The following is a 16,291-nucleotide window of genomic DNA, read 5'->3' as shown; positions in this document are numbered from 1 at the left end:
GTTGAATGTTATGACCCCTTCGCGAGCAAGCCCGCTCCCACACTGGACACTGAGTAGCTTGAATGCTCGCCCGGCTTATTTTCCTCAAAGAATTTTTAGAAAGGAGTGACACCATGCTGGTGATGCGCCCCGCGCAAATGGCTGATCTGGGCGAGGTACAGCGTCTGGCTGCGGACAGCCCGATTGGTGTCACTTCCTTGCCGGATGACGTTGAACGCCTGAGCGACAAGATCGCAGCAAGCGAAGCCTCGTTCGCCGCCGAAGTCAGCTTCAACGGTGAAGAGAGCTATTTCTTCGTCCTCGAAGACACCGCCACCGGCAAACTGGTGGGCTGCTCGGCCATCGTTGCGTCGGCCGGTTATTCCGAGCCGTTCTACAGCTTCCGTAATGAAACCTTTGTGCACGCTTCTCGCGAGCTGAAGATTCACAACAAGATCCATGTGCTCTCCCAGTGCCACGACCTGACCGGCAACAGTTTGCTGACCAGTTTCTACGTGCTGCCGGAGCTGGTGGGTTCGGCCTGGTCGGAACTCAACTCCCGTGGTCGCTTGCTGTTCGTCGCCAGCCACCCGGAGCGCTTCGCCGATTCGGTGGTGACCGAGATCGTCGGTTACAGCGATGAAAATGGTGATTCGCCGTTCTGGGATGCCATCGGCCGCAACTTCTTCGACCTCAACTACGCCGCTGCCGAGCGTCTGTGCGGTCTGAAGAGCCGGACGTTCCTGGCCGAGCTGATGCCGCATTACCCGATCTATGTGCCGCTGCTGCCGGACTCCGCTCAAGAAGCGATGGGCCAGGTGCACCCGCGGGCGCAGATCACCTTCGACATACTGATGCGCGAAGGCTTCGAGACCGATCACTACATCGACATTTTCGACGGCGGGCCGACCCTGCACGCCCGTGTCTCGGGGATCCGTTCGATCGCCCAGAGCCGGGTAGTCCCGGTGAAAATCGGCGAGCCGGTCAAAGGCGTCGGTCGTCAGTACCTGGTGGCCAACGCCCAGTTGCAGGATTACCGCGCCGTTTTGCTTGAGCTCGATTACGCGCCGGGCAAACCCGTGACCCTGGATCTTGAAGCGGCCGAAGCCCTGGGCGTCGGTGAAGGTGCCAGCGTGCGTCTGGTGGCGGTTTAACGCCTGCTTTAATCCTAGAGAGAATTGCCTAGAAAGCAGCGAAGTTTCACGGGTGGCGTCTGCGACCCGTTTGAGGAGATAGCATGATCGTTCGTCCCGTACGCAGCAGCGATTTACCCGCTCTGATCGACCTGGCCCGCAGCACCGGCACCGGCCTGACCACCTTGCCGGCCAATGAAGAGCGTCTGGCCCATCGGGTCGGCTGGGCCGAGAAGACCTTCCGCGGCGAAGCCGGGCGGGGCGATGCGGACTACCTGTTCGTGCTCGAAGATGATGACGGCCGCGTGGTGGGTATTTCCGCCATCGCTGGAGCCGTCGGTCTGCGTGAGCCTTGGTACAACTTCCGGGTTGGCCTGACCGTCAGCGCTTCGCAAGAGTTGAACATCTATCGCGAAATTCCAACGCTGTTCCTGGCCAATGACCTGACCGGCAATTCCGAGCTGTGCTCGCTGTTCCTGCACGCCGACTACCGCACTGGCCTTAACGGTCGCATGCTGGCCAAGGCGCGGATGCTGTTCATCGCCGAGTTCCCGCAGCTGTTCGGCAACAAGATCATCGCCGAGATGCGCGGCATGTCCGACGAAGCCGGGCGTTCGTCGTTCTGGGAAAGTCTGGGGCGTCACTTCTTCAAGATGGAATTCAGCCAGGCTGACTACCTGACCGGCGTGGGCAACAAGGCCTTCATCGCCGAACTGATGCCGAAATTCCCGTTGTACACCTGCTTCCTGTCGGAAGATGCACGCAACGTGATCGGCCAGGTTCATCCGGACACCGAGCCGGCGTTGGCCATGCTCAAAAGCGAAGGTTTCAGCTATCAGGGCTACGTCGACATCTTCGACGCCGGTCCTGCGGTGGAGTGTGAAACCGGCAAGATCCGCGCAGTGCGCGACAGCCAGGCGCTGGTGCTGGCCATCGGCACGCCGGGTGACGACGCCACTCCGTTCCTGATTCATAACCGCAAGCGCGAAGACTGCCGGATCACTGCTGCTCCTGCACGTTTCGCCGCCGGTACGCTGGTGGTCGATCCACTGACTGCCAAACGTCTTCAACTCAACGCCGGCGATCAAGTGCGCGCCGTTCCGTTGTCCGCTGCCAGGGAGTCGAAATAATGAATTCGCTATACATCGCAGGTGAATGGCTGGCCGGCCAGGGTGAAGCCTTTCAGTCGCTGAACCCGGTCACCCAGCAAGTGCTGTGGGCCGGCGAGGGCGCTACCACTGCTCAGGTTGAATCGGCCGTGCAAGCCGCGCGCCAGGCATTCCCGAGCTGGGCCCGGCGTACCCTGGAAGAGCGCATTACAGTGCTGGAGGCCTTTGCCGCCGCGCTGAAGAACAATGCTGACGAACTGGCTCGCACTATCGGTGAGGAAACCGGCAAACCTTTGTGGGAAGCGGCGACTGAAGTCACCAGCATGGTCAACAAGATTGCGATCTCGGTGCAGAGCTACCGCGAACGTACCGGCGAGAAGAGCGGCCCGTTGGGCGACGCCACCGCCGTGTTGCGCCACAAGCCACACGGTGTGGTCGCGGTGTTCGGGCCTTACAACTTCCCGGGTCACTTGCCGAACGGTCACATCGTGCCGGCGCTGCTGGCCGGTAATAGCGTGCTGTTCAAACCCAGCGAGCTGACGCCGAAAGTCGCCGAGCTGACGGTCAAGTGCTGGATCGAAGCCGGTCTGCCGGCAGGCGTGTTGAACCTGCTGCAAGGCGCTCGTGAAACCGGTATCGCCCTGGCGGCGAACCCAGGCATCGACGGTTTGTTCTTCACTGGCTCCAGCCGCACCGGCAATCACCTGCATCAACAGTTTGCCGGTCGTCCGGACAAGATCCTCGCGCTGGAGATGGGCGGTAACAACCCGCTGGTCGTTGATCAGGTCGCAGACCTCGATGCTGCCGTTTACACCATCATTCAGTCGGCATTCATTTCCGCCGGTCAGCGTTGCACTTGTGCACGCCGCTTGCTGGTGCCGCAGGGCGCCTGGGGCGACACGCTGCTGGCGCGTCTGGTGGCGGTCAGCCGTACGATTGAAGTCGGCGCGTTTGATCAGCAACCGGCACCGTTCATGGGCTCGGTGATTTCCCTCGGCGCTGCGAAAGCACTGATGGATGCGCAGGAACATCTGCTGGGCAACGGCGCAGTAGCATTGCTGGAAATGACTCAACCACAAGCTCAAGCCGCCTTGCTGACCCCGGGCATTCTGGACGTCACGGCAGTGGCTGATCGCCCTGACGAAGAGCTGTTCGGCCCGCTGCTGCAAGTGATCCGCTACGCTGATTTTGAGGCGGCGATTGCTGAAGCCAACGACACCGACTATGGCCTGGCGGCCGGTCTGCTGTCGGATTCCGAAGCGCGTTATCAGCAGTTCTGGCTGGAAAGCCGTGCTGGCATCGTCAACTGGAACAAACAGCTGACCGGTGCTGCGAGCAGCGCGCCATTCGGCGGTGTCGGCGCCTCGGGCAACCACCGCGCCAGCGCCTACTACGCGGCAGATTACTGCGCGTACCCGGTTGCTTCGCTGGAAACGCCGAGCCTGGTGATGCCTGCGACCCTTACGCCAGGCGTGAAAATGGCGTAACGCCCAATCGCGAGCAAGCTCGCTCCCACAGGATTTGCGTCGGACACAAAGTGTGTGAACACCTCCGAACCTGTGGGAGCCGGGCTTGCCCGCGATGGCCGCGACTCGGTCGCACTGAACAGTTAGTTACTGATGCCTATAACAACAGATTCTCGTGGAGCCTCGCTGATGAAATCCTATGAAGTCAATTTTGACGGTCTAGTGGGGCCGACCCATAACTACGGCGGTTTGTCCTACGGCAACGTCGCGTCCCAGAGCAATAGCCAGCAGTCTTCGAACCCGAAGGAAGCCGCGCTGCAAGGCCTGGCGAAAATGAAGTCGCTGATGGAAATGGGCTTTCAACAGGGCGTGCTGGCCCCACAGGAACGCCCGGACGTGGCAGCCCTGCGTCGTTTGGGTTTCAGCGGTACCGACGCTCAGGTGATCGAGCAGGCGGCCAAAGATGCTATGCCGCTGCTGGTTGCCAGTTGCTCGGCGTCGAGCATGTGGGTGGCCAACGCCGCCACTGTCAGCCCGAGCGCCGACACCGCGGATGGCCGTGTGCATTTCACCGCGGCCAACCTGAACTGCAAATATCACCGCAGCATCGAACACCCGACCACCAGTCGCGTGCTGGGGGCGATGTTCGCTGACCAGAAGCACTTCGCTCATCACGCCGCCTTGCCGGCCGTGGCGCAGTTCGGTGACGAAGGCGCAGCCAACCACACCCGTTTCTGCCGTGAATACGGCGAAGCAGGCGTCGAGTTCTTCGTGTTCGGTCGCAGCGCGTTCGACACCCGTTACCCGGCACCGCAGAAATACCCGGCACGCCAGACCCTCGAAGCCTCCCAGGCGGTTGCCCGCCTGCACGGCCTGAGCGATGACGGCGTGGTCTACGCTCAGCAGAACCCTTCGGTGATTGATCAGGGCGTGTTCCACAACGATGTGATCGCGGTGGGTAACGGCGAAGTTTTGTTCTATCACGAGGATGCGTTCCTCGACACCGAGCAGATGCTGGCCGAATTGCAGAGCAAACTCGCCAAAGTCGGTGGGAAATTTCAGTCGATCTGCGTACCGCGTTCCGCGGTCACCGTGGAAGACTCCGTTCGTTCCTACCTGTTCAATAGCCAACTGCTGTCGCGTCCTGACGGCTCGATGCTGTTGATCGTGCCGGAAGAATGCCGAGGCAACGAGCGTGTCTGGCAGTACCTGCAAGGGTTGACCAGCTCTGGCGGCCTGATCCGCGAAGTGAAAGTGTTCGATTTGAAGCAGAGCATGCAGAACGGCGGCGGCCCGGCTTGCCTGCGATTGCGCGTCGCGCTCAACGAAACCGAACTGGCGGCCGTCAACCCAGGGGTTATCATGACGGCGCCGTTGTACGGCACGCTGACCGAATGGGTCGACAAGCACTACCGCGACCGCATGACCGAAAACGATCTCGCGGACCCGCAATTGCTGCTTGAGTGCCGGACGGCACTGGATGAACTGACACAAATCCTTAAACTGGGCGCGGTTTATCCATTCCAGATCAATTGAACGTCGAGAGCGTAAAAAACATGAGCGATACCCTGCAGCTGATCCTTGAAGACACCGACGGCACGCAACTGGAAACTTCCTGCACCCGCGTCGCGGTCATGTGGCAAGGCAAAGAGCTGTGGATTCAGCAAGACGGCCGCGGCCAATTGCTGATCGGCGTGGACGTCGAAGAAGGTGACGCGGAGTACGCAAACCTGCTGTTGCGCCCATTGGCGACTAATCTGGTAAGTCTGCAACTGGAAATGGAACCGGCTGAAGTCGGTGACGAAGACCACGTGCACGGCCCGGATTGCGCACACGACCACTAAGGAAACCGCTCTATGCTCGCCCTCGGCAAACTGCTTGAACTGACCCTCGCCGGCCGCGAACCGGCGGAGAAGACTCAACTGACTGTCGAAGGCGTGCGCATGCGCTGGTTGAGCGAAGGTGCGCTGGAAGTCCGGCCACCTGAAGCTCGCGACAACGGCCTGGACCTGCTGCTATCAGCCGGCATCCACGGCAACGAAACAGCGCCGATCGAGTTGCTCGATCGTCTGTTGCATGACCTCGCCCGTGGCGATTTGAAGCCGCGTACACGTATTCTGTTCCTGTTCGGCAACCCGGAAGCGATTCGCAAAGGCGAGCGTTTCATCGAGCAGGACGTCAACCGGCTGTTCAACGGCCGTCACGAACAAAGCAGCGGCTCCGAAGCCCTGCGCGCCTGTGAACTGGAGCGGCTGGCGGCGAGTTTCTTCAGCCTGCCGGATCGCAACCGTCTGCACTACGACCTTCACACCGCGATTCGTGGCTCGAAAATCGAGCAGTTCGCGCTGTATCCCTGGAAAGAAGGCCGTCAGCATTCACGCCTGGAACTGGCGCGTCTGCGTGCCGCCGGCATGGAAGCGGTGCTGCTGCAAAACAAGCCGTCCATCGTTTTCAGCTCCTATACCTACGACAAGCTCGGTGCGGAGTCCTTTACCCTCGAGTTGGGCAAGGCGCGGCCATTCGGGCAGAACGATGGGGTCAACGTCGATCTGCTGGAAACTCGCCTCAAACAGATCATCGAAGGCAACGAGCCGGCCCAGACCGAAGAGGCGCTGGACGGTTTGCAGCTGTTTAGCGTGGCGCGAGAAATCATCAAGCACAGCGATAGCTTCCGCTTGAACCTGCCAGCGGACATCGAGAACTTTTCGGAGTTGGAAGTGGGTTACCTGCTGGCCGAAGACATCGCCCAGACCCGGTGGATCATTGAGGAGGAGGGTGCCCGGATCATCTTCCCGAACCCCAAGGTCAAGAACGGCCTGCGCGCCGGCATCCTTATTGTGCCGACTACCGACGAAAACCTCGCCTGAGCCTGATCTCAAGCCAGGCATAAAACCCATGTGGGAGCGAGCTTGGTCCGGGCGGCGTTCCGACGATAGCGGAGTAACAAACGACATCATTGTTGAATGTTAAACCGCCATCGTCGGAACGCCGCCCGGACCAAGCTCGCTCCCACAGGTTAAGCGTTTAGACAGCTACCGCACGTGGCTCGCTACGACGCAATGCACGCATTTTGTGCAGCGTATCCGCGCACGTCTTCGCCGCTTCCTGGCCTTTATGCACAAAGTGCTCGAAGAAGAACTTCTGATGTTCTTCGCCAGCATGGAAGTGGTGCGGGGTCAGGACCACCGAGAACACCGGCACTTCGGTTTCCAGCTGAACCTGCATCAAACCGCTGATCACCGACTGGGCGACGAATTCGTGGCGGTAGATCCCGCCGTCGACCACCAGGCCCGCCGCGACGATGCCGGCATAACGACCGGACTTGGCCAGCAGCTTGGCGTGCAGCGGTATTTCAAAGGCGCCGCCGACTTCGAAGAAATCGATCTCCGATTCCTGATAACCCTGAGCAATCATTTCGGCCACAAAGCCCTTACGGCTCTGATCGACGATTTCCTTGTGCCAGCAGGCCTGGATGAACGCAACGCGCTCGCCCTGATGGTTTTTGCTTTTGCTATCGATTGCGGTGGGTTGCATGTTCTGACTCCTGTTTATGTAAAAAACAGGGCATATGAATCGAATGGGATTTAAGGGTACGCACGCTCGCACGAATGCCTGCGGACGGCCCTTTGGCGCCAATCCCGTTCTCTCTTCATCCGGACTATGACCGTCGGCCCCGGGATCACACCGGGTCTGCTGACCTTGCCGCCATCACAGCCATTGCCGTGCCTGTCGCCAAGCGCTCGCGGGCTATGCGCATTGCGCGCAATTACCGCCGGTGGGGAGTTGCACCCCGCCCTGAGAACGTTTTGCCGCCAGATTGTTTGGCGGCGAAGCGTTTTTAACACATATTTCTCACCTGTGCATTGCTGCTATCTGATGATTGCTATCGATTTTTTCGTCAGTTCAAGAAGCCTTTTCGTACCCAAGGGTTGATTATTCGTCGGCATGACCGCAGTAACTCCTGACTGAAAGGGATTTTCCCTGCTTACCGAGGCCAGATTCATGAGCGTTATTGATCTTCGCAGCGACACCGTCACCCAACCGACCGCAGGGATGCTCGACGCGATGGCCACAGCGGCCACCGGTGACGACGTTTACGGCGAAGATCCGACGGTCAATCGACTGGAAGCCGAGCTTGCGAATCAGTTGGGTTTTGCTGCAGCGCTGTTTGTTCCTACGGGCACCATGAGCAATCTGCTGGGCTTGATGGCCCACTGCGAACGCGGTGACGAATACATCGTCGGCCAGCAGGCTCACACCTATAAGTACGAAGGCGGCGGTGCGGCCGTACTCGGTTCGATCCAGCCACAGCCGCTGGAAGTGCAGGCCGACGGCTCGCTGGACCTGGCGCACGTGGCAGCTGCGATCAAGCCGGATGACTTCCACTTCGCCCGCACCCGTTTGCTGGCGCTGGAAAACACCATGCAGGGCAAGGTTTTGCCGCTGGAGTATCTGGCGCAGGCTCGAAGCTTTACCCGTGAACATGGGTTGCAGCTGCACCTGGACGGCGCGCGGCTGTACAACGCGGCGGTCAAATTGGGTGTCGATGCCCGCGAGATCACCCAGTATTTCGATTCCGTCTCGGTCTGTCTGTCCAAAGGCCTGGGCGCGCCGATCGGTTCGGTGCTGTGTGGCTCGGTCGAGTTGATCGGCAAGGCGCGACGCCTGCGCAAGATGGTCGGCGGCGGCATGCGCCAGGCCGGGATTCTGGCGGCGGCAGGTTTGTACGCGCTGGATAACCATGTTCAGCGTCTGGCTGACGACCACGCCAATGCGCAGTTGCTGGCCGAAGGCTTGCGAGCGGCGGGTTACGAGGTTGAGCCGGTGCAGACCAACATGGTTTACGTGCAGATGGGCGACAAGGCCGAGGCCATCAAGGCGTTTGCCGCCGAACGCGGGATCAAACTGAGCGCTGCCGGACGTCTGCGCATGGTCACGCACATGGACGTCAGCCGTGCTCAAATCGAGCAGGTCGTCGCGACATTCGTCGAGTTTTCGCGCAACTGATAGCGTTAGCGGTCCAATTGACCGTTTCTATCGTATAAACACGCTGTACCCCGCGCGCAGGGCCGATATAATGCGGCCCTTTGCCGTCGCTTCGTCTGTTGACGTTTCGCACAGGCCTTTGGCCGCAGCCTCCGTGGAAGAACCTAATGAAAAGCGCAGAAATCCGTGAAGCCTTCCTTCGCTTCTTCGAAGAGCAAGGCCACACCCGTGTAGCCTCCAGCTCTTTGATTCCGGGCAACGACCCAACCCTGCTGTTCACTAACGCGGGGATGAACCAGTTCAAGGACTGCTTCCTGGGCCAGGAAAAACGCGCGTACACCCGCGCGGTCAGCAGCCAGAAATGCGTGCGCGCCGGCGGCAAGCACAACGACCTGGAAAACGTCGGTTATACCGCCCGTCACCACACATTCTTCGAAATGCTGGGTAACTTCAGCTTCGGTGATTACTTCAAGCGCGATGCGATCACCTACGCCTGGAACTTCCTGACGTCCGACAAGTGGCTGAACCTGCCGAAAGAAAAGCTCTGGGTCACCGTCTACGCCAGCGATGACGAGGCCTACGACATCTGGACCAAGGAAATCGGCGTTCCGGCCGAGCGCATGGTTCGTATTGGCGACAACAAAGGCGCCCCGTACGCTTCCGATAACTTCTGGACCATGGGCGATACCGGCCCGTGCGGTCCTTGCACCGAGATTTTCTACGATCACGGCGCCGACATCTGGGGCGGCCCACCGGGCTCGCCGGAAGAAGACGGCGACCGTTACATTGAAATCTGGAACAACGTGTTCATGCAGTTCAATCGCACCGCCGATGGCGTGTTGCACCCGCTGCCAGCGCCGTCGGTCGATACCGGCATGGGCCTGGAGCGGATCAGTGCCGTGCTGCAGCACGTTCACTCGAACTATGAAATCGACCTGTTCCAGAGCCTGCTGAGCGCATCGGCCAAGGCCATCGGCTGCACCAACGACAATCAGGCGTCGCTGAAAGTCGTCGCCGACCACATTCGCTCGTGCGGTTTCCTGATTGCCGACGGCGTGCTGCCGTCCAACGAAGGTCGCGGCTACGTGCTGCGCCGGATCATTCGTCGCGCCTGCCGTCACGGCAACAAGCTGGGCGCCAAGGGCAGCTTCTTCTACCAGATCGTTGCGGCACTGGTCGCCGAGATGGGCGAAGCCTTCCCTGAGCTGAAATCCCAGCAAGCGCACATCGAGCGCGTACTGAAAGCTGAAGAAGAGCAGTTCGCCAAGACCCTGGAGCAGGGCCTGAAAATCCTCGAGCAGGATCTGGCCGAGCTCAAAGGCGACGTGGTGCCGGGCGACGTAGTGTTCAAACTCTACGACACGTACGGTTTCCCGATGGACCTGACCGGCGACATCGCTCGCGAACGCAGCCTGACCATCGACGAAGAAGGCTTCGAGCGCGAAATGGAAGCCCAGCGCGTCCGTGCCCGTTCCGCCAGCTCCTTCGGCATGGACTACAACAGCCTGGTCAAGGTTGATGTGGCCACCGAATTCACCGGCTATGAAGCGACTAAAGGTTCGGCGAAAGTCGTTGGTCTCTATAAAGATGGCCAGTCGGTCGACGTACTCAGCGAAGGCGAAGAGGGTGTGGTCGTACTGAACCAGACGCCGTTCTACGCTGAATCCGGCGGTCAGATCGGTGACTGCGGTTTCCTTCAGGTCGGCAACGCGCGCTTTGACGTACGCGACACCACCAAAACCGGTGGCGCCTTCTTGCATCACGGCGTGCTGGCGTCGGGCAGCCTGACCATCGGCGCGCCGGTAGAGACTCATGTTGATGCCGAAGTGCGTCACGCGACTTCGCTGAACCACTCGGCGACTCACTTGCTGCACGCGGCATTGCGTCAGGTGTTGGGCGAGCACGTTCAGCAGAAAGGCTCGTTGGTTGACAGTCAGCGCCTGCGCTTCGACTTCAGCCACTTCGAAGCCATCAAACCTGAGCAGTTGAAGGCTCTGGAAGACATCGTCAACGCCGAGATTCGCAAGAACTCCGAAGTTGAAACCGAAGAAACCGATATCGAGACCGCCAAGCAGAAGGGCGCCATGGCGCTGTTCGGCGAGAAGTACGGCGACAATGTGCGCGTACTGAGCATGGGCGGTGATTTCTCCGTCGAGCTGTGCGGCGGTATCCACGCCAACCGTACCGGCGACATCGGCCTGCTGAAGATTATCAGTGAAGGCGGTGTGGCTTCCGGCGTGCGTCGTATCGAAGCGGTTACTGGCGCCGCGGCGCTGGCATACTTGAACGCTGCTGAAGAACAACTCAAGGAAGCGGCCAACCTGGTCAAGGGTAGCCGCGACAACCTGATCGACAAGCTGTCGGCTGTGCTGGAGCGCAACCGTCTGCTGGAGAAGCAACTCGAGCAGTTGCAGGCCAAGGCTGCCAGCGCGGCGGGCGACGATCTGTCGGCTTCTGCCCTGGATGTCAAAGGCGTGAAAGTGCTGGCCGTGCGTCTGGACGGTCAGGACGGCAAGGCGCTGCTGGCGCTGGTCGATCAACTGAAAAACAAACTCGGCCGCGCAGTGATCCTGCTCGGCAGTGTCCATGAGGAAAAGGTCGTTCTGGTTGCAGGCGTAACCAAAGACCTGACTGGCCAACTCAAAGCCGGTGATTTGATGAAGCAAGCCGCTGCGGCAGTGGGCGGGAAGGGCGGTGGTCGTCCAGATATGGCGCAAGGCGGTGGTACTGACGCTGGCGCACTGGATGCGGCATTGGCCCTGACTGTTCCATTTGTAGAGCAGGGTTTATAAGGCAGTGTGTCCGGCCCACAGTCTAGTGGCGGGCCCGAACGCGGTTTGAGTGATTATTTGGGCGCCCTTCATGGGCAGAGGCGGCTTTGAAATGGCTTTGATCGTACAGAAATTTGGAGGCACCTCGGTCGGCACTGTCGAGAGAATCGAGCAGGTCGCCGACAAGGTTAAGAAATTCCGCGAGGCCGGCGATGACCTGGTGGTTGTGCTGTCTGCAATGAGCGGCGAAACCAACCGTCTGATCGATCTGGCCAAGCAAATCAGTGGCGACGGCCAACCAGTTCCTCGTGAGCTGGATGTAATCGTCTCCACCGGTGAGCAGGTGACGATTGCGCTGTTGGCCATGGCGCTGATCAAGCGCGGCGTGCCAGCGGTGTCTTACACAGGCAGTCAGGTGCGGATTCTGACGGACAGCGCTCACAATAAAGCGCGTATCTTGCAGATTGATGAACAGAAGATTCGTGGCGATCTGAAGGCCGGTCGTGTGGTTGTTGTCGCCGGTTTCCAGGGCGTCGACGAGCACGGCAACATCACCACCCTCGGTCGTGGCGGTTCCGACACCACCGGCGTGGCCCTGGCGGCAGCCTTGAAGGCTGACGAATGCCAGATCTACACCGATGTCGACGGCGTCTACACCACCGACCCGCGTGTGGTGTCCGTGGCTCAGCGCCTGGACAAGATTACCTTCGAAGAGATGCTGGAAATGGCCAGTCTCGGTTCCAAGGTGTTGCAGATCCGTGCGGTGGAATTCGCCGGCAAGTACAACGTTCCGCTGCGCGTACTGCACAGCTTCAAGGAGGGTCCGGGCACCCTCATTACTATTGATGAAGAGGAAACCATGGAACAGCCGATCATTTCCGGCATCGCTTTCAACCGCGATGAAGCCAAGCTGACCATCCGTGGCGTGCCAGACACCCCGGGCGTTGCGTTCAAGATTCTCGGCCCGATCAGTGCCGCGAACATCGAAGTCGACATGATCGTGCAGAACGTTGCGCACGATAACACCACCGACTTCACCTTCACCGTGCATCGCAATGACTTCCAGGCCGCGCAAACCGTGCTGGAAAACACCGCTCGCGAGATCGGTGCCCGTGAAGTCGTTGGCGACATCAAGATTGCCAAGGTGTCGATCGTCGGTGTCGGCATGCGCTCCCACGCAGGTGTGGCCAGCCGCATGTTCGAATCCCTGGCGAAAGAAAGCATCAACATCCAGATGATCTCGACTTCGGAAATCAAAGTCTCCGTAGTGATCGAAGAGAAGTATCTGGAACTGGCTGTGCGCGCTCTGCATACGGCATTCGAACTGGACGCACCGGCCCGTCAGGGCGAGTGATGCGTTAACCGAAGGGCGCGGTCTGACCGCGCCCTTTTGTTTTTTTGAATGGTGCGACTCGAGGCTGTTCTTTTGCTCGCGCTAGTCAATACTCAGGCATGTAGGGCTGCGATCGTTCCGGTTGTAGGTCGAGTGCCTTTTTTTTGCAGACTGTTGTCCCTGAAATGAAATGCGTGAGGAGAAAGGTATGCTGATTCTGACTCGTCGGTGCGCAGAAAGCCTGATTATTGGTGATGGCGAAATCACCGTGACCGTGCTCGGCGTCAAAGGAAATCAAGTGCGTATCGGTGTCAACGCCCCGAAAGAGGTTGCTGTCCACCGTGAAGAAATTTACCTGCGTATAAAGAAAGAGAAGGACGAAGAACCAAGCCATTAATTTTTATCGTTTTTTATGTTTGCAAACGGGGAAGAAGCTGGTTAACATACGCCCCGTGTTGCGGAGAGCTGGCCGAGTGGCCGAAGGCGCTCCCCTGCTAAGGGAGTACACCTCAAAAGGGTGTCGGGGGTTCGAATCCCCCGTTCTCCGCCATTATTTGCGTAGTACGTTGTAATCTAGCTTCTTCGGTAAGTGTTTGAAATTACTAGAAAAAGTGCTTTACATAGAGATTAAACGGCCTATAATGCGCGGCAACAAATGCACTCGTAGCTCAGCTGGATAGAGTACTCGGCTACGAACCGAGCGGTCACAGGTTCGAATCCTGTCGAGTGCACCATTTAAGAGTTGTTTGCAGTAATGTGAATGACTTGGCTTCAACCAGTTGTGATCTGGTATAAAAACACAAATGCACTCGTAGCTCAGCTGGATAGAGTACTCGGCTACGAACCGAGCGGTCACAGGTTCGAATCCTGTCGAGTGCACCAAACACCAAAAAGCCCGCGTTTAACGCGGGTTTTTTGCCGTCTGGGATTTGGCTTTGCCCTTGGTGCATCCTCTCTCATCGAACTCAACGTGTGCGCTACGACCTCGCTGGGTGTCGTAACGGTAGCTCGTGGCCGAATTGCGAATACTGATCTTGTCTGGCTTGCCAAGGGCGCTCTCGACATCCTGCTGACTCATGCCGGCAACAACCCGCTGATTGATGATCGCTTCGCGGCGTTCTTTAGCGCTGATGAGGTTTCCACATTTGTCCTCGGTCTTGCCGACGACGGTCGGATCTCTCCTTTTGATTTTCATACCTGATGTTTCGCGAATGCCGGCTTCCGGCATGAGGGCGGTCACGCTGCCCGGTGTGAAGGTGCGGACATCCTGAAGCGAAAGGCTGTCTCCGGCCGTACAGCTCAACGTAGTGAAGGTAATGCGCCCGTTGGCCGCCTCGCAGCGGTGAACGGTCGTGGCAAGCGCCCAGGGCGACGGGCAGAGCAGGGTGATCAATAAAAAATAATGAGCATTCGATCGCATCAAACGTCCTCCATGACGGTCCATCTGAAGGGTAGTCGTTACATTTTTCGGCTGTGGTGTGTTTTCTTTTCAGGATGAGTCGTCGCAGTTTGATGGATCAGGCAGCGCTCAGGTTTGTCTTGCAAGCGCTTGTTTCAGCCACGATTTTTTAACGTTTAAAACCGTCGGGCGGTGTATCATTGCGCCCGTCAGCCCCGCCGGGGCTTGTGGAATGCCTCCATGGACTTACCCAGTAGTTACTCAGTACCCCGTTTTTCCAATCATGAATTGACTGATTGATCCTTCCGGCGTGCCCCGCTGCTGGGAGTGGAGTTCGCCTATGTCTGAAGTTGAAGTAAAGAAAACGCAGGAAAGCTTGCAGGACCGCCTCGCTCAAGTTGTTGAGCTGCTGCAGCGTCAGCGGGTGGTCGAAGACCTGACTCACCGCCAGGAAGGTCCGCATCACGACCGGGTCGAGAACCTGGTTCACCGACAAAACCTCGTCGAGTTGCAACGCAAACTCGATGATCTGCACTCCGCCGACGTCGCCTACATCCTTGAAGCCTTGCCACTGGGCGATCGTCTGACGCTCTGGCAATTGGTCAAGGCCGATCGCGACGGCGACATTCTGCTCGAAGTATCCGATTCGGTTCGTGAAACGCTGATCGCCGACATGGACGATCACGAGCTCTTGGCTGCGGCCAAGGACATGGACGCCGACGAACTTGCTGACCTGGCCTCCGAGCTGCCGCGAGACGTCGTCCACGAGCTGATGGAAACCCTCGATGGTCAACAGCGTGAGCGCGTCCGCTCTGCGTTGTCCTACGACGAGGAGCAGGTCGGTGCGCTGATGGACTTCGAGATGGTGACGATCCGTGAGGACGTCAGCCTCGAAGTGGTTTTGCGTTACCTGCGCCGCCTCAAAGAGCTGCCTGGCCACACGGACAAACTGTTCGTGGTCGATTACGACGGCGTGCTCAAGGGCGTGCTGCCAATCAAGCGTTTGCTGGTCAATGACCCGGAAAAACAGGTTTCTGAAGTCATGGCCAGCGACCCGGTGAGTTTTCATCCGGACGAAGACGCCTATGACGCTGCTCAGGCGTTCGAACGTTACGACTTGATCTCGGCGCCCGTAGTCGACAAGAACGGCAAGTTGATCGGCCGTCTGACCATCGATGAAATGGTCGACCTGATTCGTGAAGAGAGCGAAAACGAAGTTCTCAACATGGCGGGTCTGCGCGAAGAAGAAGATATTTTTGCGTCAGTCTGGAAATCCCTGCGTAACCGTTGGGCCTGGTTGGCCGTGAACCTGATTACCGCGTTCATCGCATCCCGGGTGATCGGTCTTTTCGAAGGCTCCATCGAGAAACTGGTGGCGCTGGCGGCATTGATGCCGATCGTGGCCGGTATCGGTGGCAACTCGGGTAACCAGACGATCACCATGATCGTTCGGGCCATGGCGCTGGATCAGGTCAGCACCGGCAATACTTCGCGCCTGATGCGCAAGGAATTGGCGGTAGGGCTGATCAATGGCCTGGTGTGGGGCGGTGTGATCGGCGTCGTCGCCTATCTGCTGTATGGCAGTTGGTCTCTGGGGGTGGTGATGACCGCTGCCATGACGCTCAACCTGTTGCTGGCGGCATTGGCGGGGGTGTTGATTCCCATGACCCTGGCGAGGCTTGGGCGCGATCCTGCGATGGGCGCCAGTGTGATGATCACCGCCATGACGGACAGTGGCGGGTTCTTCATCTTTCTCGGGTTGGCGACGATCTTCCTGCTCTGACTTATCGACATCAGAAACCCGCCAATCGGCGGGTTTTTTATGCGTGCGCCAGGCATGGCGCGTTGCGCGCAAGCGCAACCAGCTTGGCTGTGGTGGCCTCGCTGGTGACTTGGAGGTGAAAGTCCTCTACACACCCGGCAAGGGGAAGTGTTAGCCAGAGGCAAGGGTGTCGCGGGTGACCGCGAATCTGAAGGAAGCCCGAGGCAAAATGCTGGCTTGACGAACAGCAAGCGGATAGAGGCGGCGCAGCGGGGTAAAGGGGCGTGTTTCCCTAAAGCCCAATACTTGCACGGGACGCTGCGACGTAGATCCGACAGGCATAAGCAGGAAGG

The 16,291-nt window shown here is 59.0% G+C and carries 14 protein-coding genes, 3 tRNA genes and 1 riboswitch; of the genes, 14 read left to right on the top strand and 3 right to left on the bottom strand.

Annotated features, from left to right (window positions below; genetic code table 11):
- Positions 1-113 precede the first annotated feature (113 nt).
- From aruF to astE, 6 genes are all read left to right on the top strand, one after another.
- A complete protein-coding gene (gene aruF, locus CUN63_RS05110; RefSeq protein ID WP_129437642.1) occupies positions 114-1,133 on the top strand; it encodes an arginine/ornithine succinyltransferase subunit alpha in 1,020 nt (339 codons plus the stop codon).
- Positions 1,134-1,216: 83 nt separating this feature from the next.
- Entirely contained in the window at positions 1,217-2,242 is a 1,026-nt protein-coding gene (astA, locus tag CUN63_RS05105; protein ID WP_129437640.1) for an arginine N-succinyltransferase, read from the top strand.
- Positions 2,239-3,708 carry a succinylglutamate-semialdehyde dehydrogenase gene (gene astD / locus CUN63_RS05100; RefSeq protein ID WP_165353308.1) on the top strand — a complete coding sequence of 490 codons (1,470 nt, stop codon included), beginning with the start codon at positions 2,239-2,241 and terminating at the stop codon, positions 3,706-3,708. Before astA ends, astD begins: the two co-directional genes overlap by 4 nt.
- A 168-nt stretch (positions 3,709-3,876) precedes the next feature.
- Entirely contained in the window at positions 3,877-5,223 is a 1,347-nt protein-coding gene (astB, locus tag CUN63_RS05095; RefSeq protein WP_129437636.1) for an N-succinylarginine dihydrolase, read from the top strand.
- A 20-nt stretch (positions 5,224-5,243) separates the two neighbouring features.
- Positions 5,244-5,531: a hypothetical protein gene (locus CUN63_RS05090; RefSeq protein ID WP_033056735.1), complete on the top strand. Its 288-nt coding sequence runs from the start codon at positions 5,244-5,246 to the stop codon at positions 5,529-5,531.
- Between the two features lie 12 nt (positions 5,532-5,543).
- Positions 5,544-6,554, top strand: a complete 1,011-nt coding sequence (astE, locus tag CUN63_RS05085; RefSeq protein ID WP_129437634.1) for a succinylglutamate desuccinylase — start codon at positions 5,544-5,546, stop codon at positions 6,552-6,554.
- A 157-nt stretch (positions 6,555-6,711) separates the two neighbouring features.
- On the opposite strand, the gene CUN63_RS05080 is transcribed toward astE, so the two are convergent.
- Entirely contained in the window at positions 6,712-7,221 is a 510-nt protein-coding gene (locus CUN63_RS05080) for a 6,7-dimethyl-8-ribityllumazine synthase (RefSeq protein WP_007943897.1), read from the bottom strand.
- A gap of 102 nt (positions 7,222-7,323) precedes the next feature.
- A riboswitch (FMN riboswitch) is annotated at positions 7,324-7,494 on the bottom strand.
- Between the two features lie 195 nt (positions 7,495-7,689).
- Here CUN63_RS05080 and ltaE point away from each other — a divergent pair.
- The 7 genes from ltaE (at position 7,690) to CUN63_RS05045 (ending at position 13,659) form a co-directional block, all read left to right on the top strand.
- Positions 7,690-8,694: a low-specificity L-threonine aldolase gene (ltaE, locus tag CUN63_RS05075; RefSeq protein WP_129437632.1), complete on the top strand. Its 1,005-nt coding sequence runs from the start codon at positions 7,690-7,692 to the stop codon at positions 8,692-8,694.
- A 146-nt stretch (positions 8,695-8,840) separates the two neighbouring features.
- The gene (gene alaS, locus CUN63_RS05070; RefSeq protein ID WP_129437630.1) at positions 8,841-11,465 is read left to right on the top strand and encodes an alanine--tRNA ligase; all 2,625 of its coding nucleotides are present in this window, start codon (positions 8,841-8,843) and stop codon (positions 11,463-11,465) included.
- A 91-nt stretch (positions 11,466-11,556) separates the two neighbouring features.
- On the top strand, positions 11,557-12,798 hold the full coding sequence (locus CUN63_RS05065) for an aspartate kinase (RefSeq protein ID WP_129437628.1): 1,242 nt from the start codon (positions 11,557-11,559) through the stop codon (positions 12,796-12,798).
- A gap of 187 nt (positions 12,799-12,985) precedes the next feature.
- Complete coding sequence (csrA, locus tag CUN63_RS05060) at positions 12,986-13,174, top strand: carbon storage regulator CsrA (RefSeq protein WP_002554426.1); 189 nt, start codon at positions 12,986-12,988, stop codon at positions 13,172-13,174.
- A 62-nt stretch (positions 13,175-13,236) separates the two neighbouring features.
- Positions 13,237-13,327 (top strand) — tRNA-Ser (locus CUN63_RS05055).
- A gap of 107 nt (positions 13,328-13,434) precedes the next feature.
- Positions 13,435-13,511 (top strand) — tRNA-Arg (locus CUN63_RS05050).
- 71 nt (positions 13,512-13,582) lie between these two features.
- A tRNA-Arg gene (locus CUN63_RS05045) sits at positions 13,583-13,659 on the top strand.
- 19 nt (positions 13,660-13,678) lie between these two features.
- Here the strand turns inward: CUN63_RS05045 and CUN63_RS05040 are convergent.
- Positions 13,679-14,197, bottom strand: coding sequence for a cell envelope protein SmpA (locus CUN63_RS05040; RefSeq protein ID WP_129437626.1), 519 nt, complete (start codon positions 14,195-14,197; stop codon positions 13,679-13,681).
- Between the two features lie 319 nt (positions 14,198-14,516).
- On the opposite strand from CUN63_RS05040, the gene mgtE reads away from it, so the two are divergent.
- The gene (gene mgtE, locus CUN63_RS05035; RefSeq protein WP_129437624.1) at positions 14,517-15,959 is read left to right on the top strand and encodes a magnesium transporter; all 1,443 of its coding nucleotides are present in this window, start codon (positions 14,517-14,519) and stop codon (positions 15,957-15,959) included.
- A 150-nt stretch (positions 15,960-16,109) separates the two neighbouring features.
- On the opposite strand, the gene CUN63_RS31890 is transcribed toward mgtE, so the two are convergent.
- The coding region (locus tag CUN63_RS31890; RefSeq protein ID WP_218570136.1) for a hypothetical protein at positions 16,110-16,291 on the bottom strand (182 nt) is incomplete at its 5' end.

This window comes from Pseudomonas sp. ACM7 (assembly GCF_004136015.1).
GTDB classification, from domain to species: domain Bacteria; phylum Pseudomonadota; class Gammaproteobacteria; order Pseudomonadales; family Pseudomonadaceae; genus Aquipseudomonas; species Aquipseudomonas frigoris.
Note: the sequence above shows the minus strand (reverse complement) of the source record. Positions and strands in the feature narration are given on the sequence as shown.